The 12,963-nt window shown below is 68.1% G+C and carries 11 protein-coding genes; all 11 read right to left on the bottom strand.

Annotated elements, in window-relative coordinates; genetic code table 11:
• Positions 1-25 precede the first annotated feature (25 nt).
• Complete coding sequence (locus tag OG392_RS23805) at positions 26-964, bottom strand: hypothetical protein (protein WP_329282680.1); 939 nt, start codon at positions 962-964, stop codon at positions 26-28.
• 192 nt (positions 965-1,156) lie between these two features.
• Positions 1,157-2,251, bottom strand: a complete 1,095-nt coding sequence (locus OG392_RS23800; protein WP_329282678.1) for an ABC transporter ATP-binding protein — start codon at positions 2,249-2,251, stop codon at positions 1,157-1,159.
• Positions 2,244-3,227 (bottom strand): ABC transporter ATP-binding protein, encoded by a 984-nt coding sequence (locus OG392_RS23795; RefSeq protein ID WP_329282676.1) that lies wholly within the window; start codon positions 3,225-3,227, stop codon positions 2,244-2,246. Before OG392_RS23795 ends, OG392_RS23800 begins: the two co-directional genes overlap by 8 nt.
• A 6-nt stretch (positions 3,228-3,233) precedes the next feature.
• Complete coding sequence (locus tag OG392_RS23790) at positions 3,234-4,229, bottom strand: ABC transporter permease (RefSeq protein ID WP_329282673.1); 996 nt, start codon at positions 4,227-4,229, stop codon at positions 3,234-3,236.
• Entirely contained in the window at positions 4,222-5,145 is a 924-nt protein-coding gene (locus OG392_RS23785) for an ABC transporter permease (protein ID WP_187622344.1), read from the bottom strand. Before OG392_RS23785 ends, OG392_RS23790 begins: the two co-directional genes overlap by 8 nt.
• Before the next feature lie 128 nt (positions 5,146-5,273).
• Entirely contained in the window at positions 5,274-6,899 is a 1,626-nt protein-coding gene (locus OG392_RS23780) for a peptide ABC transporter substrate-binding protein (RefSeq protein ID WP_329282670.1), read from the bottom strand.
• Positions 6,900-7,092: 193 nt separating this feature from the next.
• Entirely contained in the window at positions 7,093-8,181 is a 1,089-nt protein-coding gene (locus OG392_RS23775) for an ABC transporter ATP-binding protein (RefSeq protein WP_329282668.1), read from the bottom strand.
• Positions 8,174-9,232, bottom strand: a complete 1,059-nt coding sequence (locus tag OG392_RS23770) for an ABC transporter ATP-binding protein (protein WP_329282665.1) — start codon at positions 9,230-9,232, stop codon at positions 8,174-8,176. Before OG392_RS23770 ends, OG392_RS23775 begins: the two co-directional genes overlap by 8 nt.
• A 14-nt stretch (positions 9,233-9,246) precedes the next feature.
• Positions 9,247-10,194: an ABC transporter permease gene (locus tag OG392_RS23765; RefSeq protein WP_329282664.1), complete on the bottom strand. Its 948-nt coding sequence runs from the start codon at positions 10,192-10,194 to the stop codon at positions 9,247-9,249.
• Positions 10,187-11,119: an ABC transporter permease gene (locus OG392_RS23760; protein WP_030320650.1), complete on the bottom strand. Its 933-nt coding sequence runs from the start codon at positions 11,117-11,119 to the stop codon at positions 10,187-10,189. The genes OG392_RS23765 and OG392_RS23760 overlap by 8 nt, the downstream gene beginning before the upstream one ends.
• A 174-nt stretch (positions 11,120-11,293) precedes the next feature.
• A complete protein-coding gene (locus OG392_RS23755; protein WP_329282662.1) occupies positions 11,294-12,931 on the bottom strand; it encodes a peptide ABC transporter substrate-binding protein in 1,638 nt (545 codons plus the stop codon).
• Positions 12,932-12,963 lie beyond the last annotated feature (32 nt).

The following is a 12,963-nucleotide window of genomic DNA, read 5'->3' as shown; positions in this document are numbered from 1 at the left end:
CCCACCCGCCGGGCCACCGGCCGGCTCACCAGCCGGGCGGCGGCGGGTAGGGCGGGGCCGGGGGCGGCATCCCGGCCGGCGGGTACGGGCTCGGCGCTCCGGCGGGGGCGCCGCGCCCGGCGAGCAGGACGAGCACCGCGATGCCGGCGAGCAGCCCGAAGAAGGGGGTGAGGATGCTCAGCCGGGCGGTGGTCGGGAGGTCCCAGAAGTCGCCGATCAGGTCGTAGCGGATGGTCCTGGCGACGTCCGCGAGACCGCCGGCCGCCAGGAACACCCCGGCGAGCAGCCCGAAGGCCCGGCTGTGGCGGGCCCGTGAGAAGGCGGAGACGGCGGCGGTCGCGTACAGGGCCACGAGGACGAGCGACAGCCAGCCGGGCGGGGGCGCGAGGGCCGCCTTCATGATGGACCGGCCGCCGGTGAAGCGGTCGACGGTGAGCTGCAGGGGCAGTTCGGTGGCCCAGTACAGCTCCCACAGGGCCACGGCGAGCGCGCCGGTCGCGAGGAGGACCCCGGCGGCGACGGCGGGGCTCCTACGCGGGCGCGTGGGGAGCGGCTCGTACGAGGCGGTGGCCGGGCGGCGGCCGGCGGCGGCGGTGACGATCAGACCGGCGGCGAGGGCGAGTTCGGCGAGGGCGGTGGCGAGGGCGCCGCTGCCGGGCTCCAAGAGGCCGGGCAGGCGCAGGGCCAGTGTGACGGTGCCGGTGGCGGCCAGCGCGGAGGCCGCGTGCCGGGAGCGGATCGCGGCGGCCGCGGCGGCGGCGGAGACGACGAGCAGCACGGGGTCGATCAGGGAGGTGACGGCCCGGCCCCGCATGAGGAAGTCGTGGTCCCGGGCCCAGTACCAGGCGAGGTCGGCGGGCGAGCCGAGCGCGGCGAGATCCTTGAGGATCCACACGGCGGTGGTGAGGGCGAGCACGGCGCAGAGCGCGGCGCCCGTGAGGCGTGCCGGTCGTGTCACAGTCACGGAACCGATACTCACGGTCGCCATCGACCGAAACAAGCGGTTCCGCGAAACCTGTGAGGCACGGGGAACACACGGGTCCGGGCCGGGGCGACATGGCGCGCCCCGGCCCGGCTCACGGCACCCGCACGGCCGTACGGTGTACAGACTGGCGTGTTCGTATATCGGATCCGATTCCGTCGAGTTGCCGCTCTGTTAAGGCGATTCGGGCTTCCGGAAGGGGTCCGTGCCGCTCTCGGGCGGTGTCTCGGGCCCTTCGCCGCCCTCCGTGGGGACGACGTGCTTCTCCTCGGCGAAGTGGCAGGCCGAGTCGTGCTTCGCGGGGCTGTCCGTGAGGCGGAAGACGGCCGGGACGGCGAGGAGCGGGACCTCCAGGGCGCAGCGCTCCTGGGCCTTCCAGCAGCGGGTGCGGAAGCGGCAGCCGGAGGGGATGTTGGCCGGGGACGGGACGTCGCCGGTGAGGATGATGCGTTCGCGGTGGGCGCGCGCCTCGGGGTCGGGCACCGGGACGGCGGACAGCAGCGCCTGGGTGTAGGGGTGGGTGGGGTGGTCGTAGATCTGCTCGTCGGTGCCGATCTCGACGATCCGGCCGAGGTACATGACGCCGACCCGGTCGGAGATGTGCCGCACGATCGACAGGTCGTGGGCGATGAAGACGTACGACAGGGAGAACTCGGACTGGAGGTTCCCCATCAGGTTGATGACCTGCGCCTGCACGGAGACGTCGAGGGCGGACACGGGTTCGTCGGCGACGATGATCTCGGGCTGGAGGGCGAGGCCGCGGGCGATGCCGATGCGCTGGCGCTGGCCGCCGGAGAACTGGTGCGGGTAGCGGTTGATGTACTCGGGGTTGAGGCCGACGACGTCCAGGAGGTCCTGGACCTTGCGGCGCCGGTCTCCCTTGGGGGCGACCTCGGGGTGGATCTCGTACGGCTCGCCGATGATGTCGCCGACGGTCATGCGCGGGTTGAGCGAGGTGTACGGGTCCTGGAACACCATCTGGATGTTGCGGCGGACGGCCTTGAGGGCGCGGGGGGAGAGCGTGCTGATGTCCTCGCCCTTGTAGCGGATCGAGCCGGACGTCGGCCGTTCGAGGTTGACCAGCATCTTCGCGACCGTCGACTTGCCGCAGCCGGATTCGCCGACGATGCCGAGGGTCTCGCCGGCGTGGAGGTCGAAGTCGACGCCGTCGACGGCCCGGACGGCGCCGACCTGCTTCTTGAAGACGATGCCCTGGGTGAGCGGGTAGTGCTTGTGGAGGTCCCGGACTTCGAGAATCGCCTCAGCCATGGAGGCACTCCTTCCAGAAGTGGCAGGCGCTGGAGCGCTTCACCGGGGACTCGGTCACGTCGTAGAGCGGGGGCACGTCGGTGCGGCAGACGTCCTGGGCCATGGGGCAGCGGGGGTTGAAGGCGCAGCCGGGTGGGATGGCCAGGAGGTTGGGCGGGAGGCCCTTGATCGCGTAGAGCTCCTGCCCCTTCTGGTCGAGGCGCGGGATGGAGTCGAGCAGGCCGCGGGTGTAGGGGTGGGCGGGCGCCTTGTAGATCTCGTGGACGGGTGCCTGTTCGACGATCCGCCCCGCGTACATGACGGCGATCTTGTCGGCGACGTCGGCCACGACGCCGAGGTCGTGGGTGATGAGGATGAGGCCCATGTTGAGTTCGCGCTGGAGCTCGGCGAGCAGGTCCATGACCTGGGCCTGGACGGTGACGTCGAGGGCGGTGGTGGGCTCGTCGGCGATGATCAGCTCGGGTTCGAGGGCGAGCGCCATGGCGATCATGATGCGCTGGCGCATGCCGCCGGAGAACTGGTGGGGGTACTGCCCGACGCGTTCCTTGGCGGCGGGGATGCGGACCCGGTCCATCAGTTCGACGGCCCTGGCCTTGGAGTCCTTGCGCGACATGCCCTTGTGGACCTGGAACATCTCGCCGAGCTGGTCGCCCACGCTGAGCACGGGGTTGAGGGAGGACAGCGCGTCCTGGAAGACCATCGCCATCTTGGCGCCGCGGATCTTGCGCCGCTCGTCCTCCTTGAGCTTCAGCAGGTCCTGGCCCTGGAAGAGGATCTCGCCCTGGCTGATCTTTCCCGGCGGGACGTCGAGGATGCCCATCACGGCCTGGGCGGTGACGGACTTGCCGGAGCCGGACTCGCCGAGGACCGCGAGGGTCTCCCCCGCGTCGACGGAGTAGTCGACGCCGTTGACGGCCTTGGCCACCCCGTCGCGGGTGTGGAACTCCACGTGCAGGTCGCGCACTTCGAGCAGCATGGGTCCCTACCTCAGCTTCGGGTCGAGGGCGTCGCGGACGGCGTCGCCGAGCATGATGAAGGCGAGCACGGTGATGGCGAGCGCGCCGGCCGGCCAGAGCAGCATGTGCGGCGCGTTGCGGATGTACTGCGACGCCGAGGAGATGTCGATGCCCCAGGAGACGGTCGGGGGCTTCAGGCCGACACCGAGGTAGGACAGGGTCGCCTCCAGCGCGATGTACGTGCCGAGGGCGATGGTGGCGACGACGATCACCGGGGCGATGGCGTTGGGTGAGATGTGGCGGAGCATCATCCGGGAGTTGGAGGCGCCGAGCGCCCGGGCCGCCTGCACGTAGTCGTTCTGTTTGGCGGTGATGACGGAACCGCGGGCGATGCGGGAGAGCTGCGGCCAGCCGAGCAGCACCATGAAGCCGATGACGGGCCACACGCTGGAGCTGGTCACCACGGAGAGGAGCACCAGGCCGCCGAGGACGACGGGGATGGCGAAGAAGACGTCGGTGATCCGGGAGAGGACACCGTCCCAGGCGCCGCCGAAGAAGCCGGCGAGGCCGCCGAGGATGCTGCCGAGGACGGCGACGCCGAGGGTGGCGAGGACGCCGACGGTCACGGACGTCCGGGCGCCGTAGACGGTGCGGGTGTAGACGTCGCAGCCCTGGCCGTTGAAGCCGAAGGGGTGGCCGGGCTGGGAGCCTTCCTGGGCCTTGGAGAGGTCGCAGTCGAGGGGGTCCCCGGAGGCGATCAGCTGGGGCCAGATGGAGATGACGACCAGGAAGAGGATCACCAGCGAGGAGATGATGAAGATCGGGTTCCGGCGCAGGTCTCGCCAGGCGTCGGACCACAGGGACCGGGGCTTCTTGTCGGCGCCGGTGCCGAGGGGGCCGCCGGGCGTCCGCTCCAGGGTCTCGCCTTCGGCCGTCGCGAGATCGGACGCGCCACCGGCGCCGGTGGGGGCGATGGCTCGGCCCTCCTCGTACGACTCAAGCGGCTCGGGCTGCTCAGGCATAGCGAATCCTCGGGTCAAGGACGGCGTACAGGAGGTCGACCAGGAGGTTGGCCAGCAGGAACACCAGCACGAGGATGGTCACGAAGCCGACCACGGTCTGGGTGTTCTGGCGGACGATGCCCTGGTAGAGCTGGTAGCCGACGCCGTGGATGTTGAAGATCCGTTCGGTGACGATGGCTCCGCCCATGAGGGCGCCGACGTCGGCACCGATGAACGTCACGACCGGGATGAGGCTGTTGCGGAGCAGGTGCCGGCTGATGACCCGGCGGCGGGGCAGGCCCTTGGCGACGGCGGTGCGGACGTAGTCGGCGCGCTTGTTCTCGGCGATCGAGGTCCGGGTGAGCCGGGTGACGTAGGCCAGCGAGACCGAGGCGAGGACCAGGCCGGGCACGATGAGTTCGCTGAAGGTGGCCTCGGGCGAGACGGCCGGTTTGATCCAGCCCCATTTGACGCCGAGGAGGAGCTGGACGAGGAGGCCGGTGACGAAGGTCGGGACGGAGAGGACGACCAGGGTCAGCAGCAGGACGGTGGTGTCGACGGGGCGGCCGCGCTTGAGGCCGGTGACCACACCGAGGCTGATGCCGATGACGATCTCGAAGAAGATCGCGACGATCGTGAGCCGGATGGTGACGGGGAAGGCGCTGGCCATCAGTTCGGTGACGGGCTGCCCGTTGAAGGCGGTGCCGAAGTCTCCGGTGAAGACGTTGCCCATGTAGGTGAGGTATTGCTGCCAGACGGGCTTGTCGAGACCGAACTCCTTCTCCAGCTGGGCGGCGGTCGCCGGGTCGCACTGGCGGTCGCCGCACAGTCCGGCGATGGGGTCGCCCATCACGTTCACCATCAGGAAGATCAACAGCGTGGCGCCGAAGAAGACCGGGATCATCTGCAGCAGCCGCCGGATCACATATCGACCCATGGGGGGCTCCGGGGGTTGGCTCCGGGAAGAGGGGTGGCTCCGCGTGGCGGTGGGGTGCGGAGAAGACGTGCGGCCCGGCGGCGCGGAGGTCCGCGGGCCGGGCCGTACGCCTCCGACCTGCTACGACGTCAGTTGACCTTGATCTGGTCGTAGACCGGGACGCTGAACGGGTTCAGGGAGACGTTGGTGACCCGCTCCGAGTAGCCGGCGCTGCCGTTCTGGTACCAGAGCGGGATGGCGCCCATGTCGTCCCGGAGGACTTCCTCGGCCTGCTGGAAGAGCCCGATGGCCTTCGCGGTGTCGGCCTCGGCGTTGGCCTGGTTGACCAGCTTGTCGAACTGGGGGTCCGAGTACTTGCCGTCGTTGGACGAGGCGTTGGTGTAGTACAGCGGCTGGAGGAAGTTCTGGATGAGCGGGTAGTCCATCTGCCAGCCGGCGCGGAACGGGCCGTCCATCTTCGACTGGGTGACCTGGTTGCGGAAGTCGGCGAAGGTGCCGATCGGGTTGCCGACGCAGGCCTTGTTGTTGCCGAGGGAGCGGTTGATGGAGTTGCAGACCGCGTCGACCCATTCCTTGTGGGAGCCGGTGTCGGCGTTGTACGAGATCTTCATGGTGCCGCCGGGGATGCCGCCGCCCTCGGCCACGAGCTTCTTCGCCTCGGCGGCGTCGTACTTGCAGAAGTCGCCGCAGACGTCCTTGAAGCCGCCGTCCTCGCCGAGCACCGGGGAGGTCCAGTCGACGGCGGGGGTCCGGGTCTTCTGGAAGATCGTCTCGGTGATCTGGTCGCGGTCGATCGCCATGGAGAGGCCCTGGCGGAGCTTCTCCTGTCCGGGCTTGTTCCAGGCCGGGTCGTAGAACGGGAAGGACAGCGTCTGGATGATGCCGGCGGGGACGTTGATGTAACGGTCGCCGAGGTCCGCTTCGACGTTCTTGAGCTGCGAGGCGGGCACGTCGTCGACGAGGTCGAGGTTGCCGGCCGTCAGGTCCGTGTAGGCGGTGTTGTTGTCCGTGTAGACCTTGAGGGTGATGCCGCCGTTCTGGGCCTTGTCGGCGCCGGGGTAGGCGTCCCAGCGCTTGAGGGCCATCTGGGAGCCCTTGGAGTACGAGTCGACGGTGTACGGGCCGTTGCCGATCGGCTTCGACAGCCAGGCCTGGCGGTCGTCGAAGAAGGCCTGGGGCAGCGGCGAGAAGGCCGCGTAGCCGAGGGTGATGGGCCAGGTGGAGAACTTCTGGGTGAGCTTGACCGTGAAGGTCTGGGGGCCGGTGACCTTGAGGCCGGACATGGATGTGGCGGACGGCTCGCCCTTCTCGGGGTGGACCTTGTCGTAGCCCTCGATCTGGCCGAAGAAGTAGGCGTTCTTCTGATTGTTCTTCAGGTCGGCGCCGTAGTTCCACGCGTCGACGAAGGACTTGGCGGTCACCTTCTCGCCGTTGGAGAAGGTCCAGCCGTCCTTGACCGTGATGGTGAAGTTGATCGAGTCGGTGGTCTCGATCTTCTCGGCGAGCATGTCCTTGGCCTCGCCGGTCTTCGGGTCGTACTGCTTGAGTCCCCGGAAGATCATGGAGAGGACCTTGCCGCCCTGGACCTCGTTGGTGTTGGCGGGTTCCAGCGGGTTCTGCGGGTCGCCCCACGAGGAACTCACGATGCCGTCGGCCCCTCCGCCGCCGCTGTCGTCGCCGCCGCCACAGGCGGTCGCCGCGAGGGCGACTGCGGTGGCCAGAGCGGCCCACTTGGCGTGCGTGGCTCCGCGCATGGAGTGCCTCCCGAATGTCCTAAGTCTGACTTAGGCCCCAATATCACCCGATATTGACGGGGCTGCACTTTTACGGCCGCCGGACGGTGGCCCGCGGGCGCGGAGCCCCGGAGCCCGCGCGGGCACGACGAAGGGCGCCCCGTTCCGTAGGTACGGAACGGGGCGCCCTTCGTGATGTCCGCCGGTCGGTGCGTCAGTGCACCGGCACGACCTGCTTCTCCTCGGCGAAGTGGCACGCCGAGAGGTGGGCGGCCGGGGTGTCCTGGCCGTCGAAGCGCGTCGGGATCGCCAGCAGCGGCGTCTCCTGCGAGCACTTCTCCTGCGCCTTCCAGCAACGGGTGCGGAAGCTGCAGCCCGACGGCGGGTTCGCCGGCGAGGGGACGTCACCCGTCAGGATGATCCGCTCGCGGTGCGCGCGGGCCTCCGGGTCCGGCACCGGCACCGCGGAGAGCAGCGCCTGGGTGTACGGGTGCGTCGGGTGCTCGTAGATCTGCTCGTCCGTACCGATCTCGGCCATCTTGCCGAGGTACATGACGCCGACGCGGTCCGAGATGTGCCGGACGATCGACAGGTCGTGCGCGATGAAGAGGTAGGAGAGGTTGAACTCGTCCTGCAGCTTCCCCATCAGGTTGATGACCTGCGCCTGGACGGAGACGTCCAGGGCCGAGACCGGCTCGTCGCAGATGATGATCTCCGGGTTGAGCGCGAGGCCGCGGGCGATGCCGATGCGCTGGCGCTGGCCGCCGGAGAACTGGTGCGGGTACCGGTTGATGTACTCCGGGTTCAGACCGACGACGTCGAGCAGCTCCTGCACCTTGCGGCGCCGGTCGCCCTTCGGGGCCACCTCGGGGTGGATGTCGAAGGGCTCGCCGATGATGTCGCCGACCGTCATGCGCGGGTTCAGCGAGGTGTACGGGTCCTGGAACACCATCTGGATGTTGCGGCGCACGGCCTTCAGCGCGCGGCCGCCCAGCTTGGTGATGTCCTGGCCCTTGTAGAAGACCTCGCCGGCGGTGGCCCGCTCCAGGTTCATCAGGAGCTTGGCGACCGTGGACTTGCCACAGCCGGACTCGCCCACGATGCCGAGGGTCTCGCCCTGGTAGAGGTCGAAGGAGACCCCGTCCACGGCCTTGACCGCGCCGACCTGCTTCTTGAAGAGGATGCCCTGGGTCAGCGGGAAGTGCTTCTTCAGGTTGCGCACCTGGAGGATCGGCTCACCGCGGCCCGCGGGGGCCTCGATGGCGGCGGCCACGGCCTCGTCGTTCTTGCTGAGGTCAGCCATGGATCGTCTCCTTCCAGAAGTGGCAGGCGCTCGTACGGCCCGGGAGGTCCGCGCCGTTCTGCTCGGTGACCGGCACGAGGGCCGGGATCTCCGTGCGGCAGATGTCGTCGGCCTTGGGGCAGCGCGGGTTGAAGGCGCAGCCGGTGGGCACACGGAGCAGGTTGGGCGGGAGGCCCTTGATCGCGTAGAGCTCCTGGCCCTTCTGGTCCAGGCGCGGGATCGACTCCAGGAGACCCTTGGTGTAGGGGTGGGCCGGGCGCTTGTAGAGCTCGTGCACCGGCGCCTGCTCGACGATCCGGCCGGCGTACATCACGGCGATCTTGTCCGCGACGTCGGCGACGACGCCGAGGTCGTGGGTGATCAGGATCAGGCCCATGTTGTATTCCTGCTGGAGCTCCGCGAGGAGGTCCATGACCTGGGCCTGGACGGTCACGTCGAGAGCCGTGGTGGGCTCGTCGGCGATGATCAGGTCCGGCTCCAGGGCGAGCGCCATGGCGATCATGATGCGCTGGCGCATGCCGCCGGAGAACTGGTGGGGGTAGTCGGTGACCCGCGCCTTGGCGGCGGGGATCTTGACCTTGTCCATCAGCTCGACGGCCTTGACCGTGGCGTCCTTCTTGGAGAGGCCCTGGTGCACGCGGAACATCTCGCCGAGCTGGTAGCCGACGCTGAGGACCGGGTTGAGGGAGGACAGCGCGTCCTGGAAGATCATCGCGATCTTCCGGCCGCGGATCTTCCGGCGCTCCTCCTCGGCCATCTTCAGCATGTCCTGGCCGCGGAAGAGGATCTCGCCCTGCGGGATCTTGCCGGGCGGCATGTCGAGGATGCCCATGATGGCCTGCGCGGTGACGGACTTGCCGGAGCCGGACTCGCCGAGGACGGCGAGGGTCTCGCCGGCGTTCACCGAGTAGTTGACACCGTTGACCGCCTTGGCCACACCGTCGCGGGTGTGGAACTCGACGTGCAGGTCACGGACTTCGAGCAGCGGACCGTTGTGGTCGGCTCCGTCGCGGGGCGCGGGGACGGACGCGGTCTTGTCGATGATGCTCATCTTTTACGCCCTCCTCAGCGCAGCTTCGGGTCGAGGGCGTTGCGTACGGCTTCGCCGAGCATGATGAACGCCAGAACGGTGATGCTGAGCATGATCGAGGGCCACAGCAGGATGTGCTGCGCCACTCGGATCTGGTCGACACCGGTGGAGATGTCCACGCCCCACGAGACGGTCGGGGCGGCGAGGCCCAGACCCAGGTAGGACAGGGTGGCCTCGGCCGAGATGTAGCCGCCGAGCGCGATGGTCGCGACGACGATCACGGGGGCCATGGCGTTCGGCAGGATGTGCCGGAAGAGGATCCGGCTGGTGCCGGCGCCGAGTGCCTTCGCCGCGTGGACGTAGTCGGCGTGCTTGACCGTGATCACGGCGCCGCGCATGACGCGGGCCATCTGGGTCCAGCCGAGGAACGCGAGGGCGAAGACGACCACCCAGACCGTGCGCTCGACGAAGGACTGCAGGACGACCATGGCACCGAGCAGGAACGGGATGCCGAAGAAGATGTCGGTCAGACGCGAGAGCAGCGCGTCGATCCAGCCGCCGAAGTAACCGGCGAGCATGCCCATCACACCACCGACGAGCGTGACGATCGCGGTGACGGTGACGCCGACGATGATCGAGGCACGGGTGCCGTAGATCAGTCGGGCGTACACGGAGCGGCCCTGGCCGTCGTAGCCGAGCCAGCCCTCGGAGCCGATGCTGCCGAGCTCCGGCTTGCCGAGGAAGTGCTTCACGAGGTCGCCCTTGGTGGGCGACGCGCTCGTGAAGAGGCTCGGCCAGGCGGCGACGAGGAGCAGGAAGAAGATCAGCACCGACGCCACGAGGAAGTACGGGTTGCGGCGCAGGTCGACCCAGGCGTCGCCCCAGAGGCTGCGGGCCTTCTCCTGCTTGCCGGCGTGGGCCGGGGCGGCGGGAGGCGCGACGGCGTCCTCGACGGCGGTCGCGGTCTTGGTCACGTCAGGCATACCGGATCCTCGGGTCCAGGACCGCGTACAGCAGGTCGATGAGCAGGCTGGTGACGAGGTAGATGATCACCAGGATGGTGACGAGGCCGACCAGGGTCGACCCTTCACGCCGGGTGATCGACTCGGCGATGAGGCCACCGACGCCCTTGATGTTGAAGATGCGCTCGGTGACGACCGCGCCGCCCATGAGGGCGCCGATGTCGGTGCCGAGGAAGGTGACGACGGGGATCATCGAGTTGCGCATGAGGTGCACGCCGATGACGCGGCGGCGGGGCAGGCCCTTGGCGACGGCCGTGCGCATGTAGTCGGCGCGCAGGTTCTCCGCCATGGAGGTACGCGTGAGCCGGGCCACATAGGCGAGTGACAGACCGCCGAGCACAATGGCCGGAGCGATCATCTCCGAGACCAACTGGTCGTTGCTGACGTTCGGTTCGATCCAGCCGAGCTCGAAGGCGAACACCATCTTGATGATGAAGCCGAGCACGAAGACCGGGATCGAGATGATCAGCAGCGTGAAGATGAGGATCGCGTTGTCGGCGAGACGGCCGGCCTTGAGACCGGCGATGATGCCGAGGCCGATGCCGAAGACCAGCTCGAAAGCGAACGCCAGAGCGGCGAGCTGCAGAGTGACGGGGAACGCCTCACCCAGTACCTCGGTGATCGGGCGACCGTTGCGGATCTGGGTCCCGAAGTCGAAGTGCAGGATGATGTCGGTCATGTAGTTCCAGTACTGCTGCCAGAGCGGCAGATCCAGTCCCAGATCGTGTCTGATCTTCGCGAGGGTCGCGGGGTCAGCGCCCTTGTCCCCGAACATACCCGCCACGGGGTCGCCGGGCAGGCTGTAGACCATGAGGAAGATCAGCAGGGTGGTCCCGAGGAAAACCGGGATCATCTGGAGCAGTCGTCGTGCGACATAGCGCCCCATCATGCCTCCGTTGAAATATGACAGCAGCAACCGACGGGCCCTCCCTCGGCAACCGCGGCCCTGAGCGGGCGCGCGAATGTCGTGGAAGGGCCCCCCAGCCACATACGTAAGGCGCCGAACGCGGGGCTGACATCCCGTCAGCCCCGCATCGGCAGGCGGACTACGCTTGAGTGATTACTTCTTGACCTCGACGCCGGTCAGGATCGGGTCACCGTCCTGGCCGTACGCCACGCCCGAAACCTTCTCGGAGTAGCCCGCGTTGACCTTGTAGTACCAGAGCGGGATGGACGGCATGTAGTTGACCAGGTCCTTCTCGATGGCCTGGAACTGCTTCACCGACTCGTCGAGGGTCGCAGCCGAGTCCGCCTTGGCGATCTTGGCGTCGAGCTCCTTGTTGCTGAAGTCGCCCTGGTTGCCCGCCGCACCCGTACGGAACAGGTCCGAGATGAAGTTGGCGTTCACCGGGTAGTCGAGCACCCAGCCGGAGCGGTACAGGGACTTGACCTGCTTCGTCTTACGAGCGGTCAGGTCGGCCTGGAAGTCCGGCTTGCCGTCGCCGACGCACTGGACGTCGGTGGCCTGCTGGATGGAGTTGCAGACAGCGTCCACCCACTCCTTGTGGCCACCGTCGGCGTTGAACTGGATGGAGATCTTGTTGCCGGGGACGCCGCCGCCGGCCTTGATGAGCTCCTTGGCCTTCGCCGGGTCGAACTTGGTGACGCCGGCGCCACCGTCCTCCTGGAAGCCCAGGACACCCTTGGCGACCCAGCCGGTCGCGGGCTCACGCGTACCCTGCAGCACCGTCTTGGTGATGGTGGCACGGTCGATCGCCATCGACAGACCCTGGACCACGCGCGGGTCGATCTGCTTCGGCTTCTTCCACTGGTCGGCGTAGAAGGCGACGGCGATGGTCTGGATCGCGGAGTAGGCCTGGTCCACGGCGCGGTCGCCGAGGTCCTGGCGGTAGACCGGGAGGTCCTTCGGCGCGATCTGACGGAGCACGTCGACGTTGCCGGACTTCAGGTCCTCGTACGCGGCCTCGAGGGTGGTGTAGTTCTTGAAGACCACACCGCCGTTCTTCGCCTTGTTCGGGCCCTTGTAGCCGTCGAATCGAGTGATCTCGATCTTCTTCTTGTGGTCCCAGCTCTTGAACTTGTAGGGACCGTTGCCGACCGGCTTCTGGCCACCGGCAGCCGGGTCCTTGTAGAAGGACTCGGCCAGCGGCGCGAAGACGATGTAGGCGAGCTTGTGGCCGAAGTACGGAACGGCCTTGGTGAGCTCGATCTTGAAGGTGGTCTCGTCGACGACCGTCAGACCGTCCATCTTCTCGGCGGTGGGCTTGGCGCCCTCGGCCTCGGGGTGGACCTTGTCGTAGCCCTTGATGTCCGCGAACCACGAGGACAGACCCTGGGCGTTCTTGACGTTGGCGTTCCAGTTCCACGCGTCCACGTAGGACTTGGAGGTCACCGGGGTGCCGTCGTGGAAGGTCCAGCCCGGCTTCAGCTTGACGGTCCAGGTCTTCGAGTCCGTCGTGGTGACCGACTCGGCGTTGATCATCTCCAGGGAGCCGTCGGCCTTGTAGTCGACCAGGGTCGAGAACAGGCCGGCCATCACGGCGGAGCCGTTGGACTCCATCGTGTCACCGGTGAGCAGGGGCTTCTCGGGCTCGCCCAGCTCGACGGAGAAGATTCCGTTCGGGTCAACAGCGCCCTTGGCGTCGCCGCTGTCGCTCTTACCCCCGCCACAGGCGGTCGCAGCAAGGGCAACGATGATCGCGCCCGTTACCCACTTGGCGCTCTTGGCACCGCGCATGGGTTCCTCCTCATGAGTCCACTTTTGTCACT

Origin of the sequence: Streptomyces sp. NBC_00691, assembly GCF_036226665.1 — a bacterium.
Taxonomy (GTDB): domain Bacteria; phylum Actinomycetota; class Actinomycetes; order Streptomycetales; family Streptomycetaceae; genus Streptomyces.
Note: the sequence above shows the minus strand (reverse complement) of the source record. Positions and strands in the feature narration are given on the sequence as shown.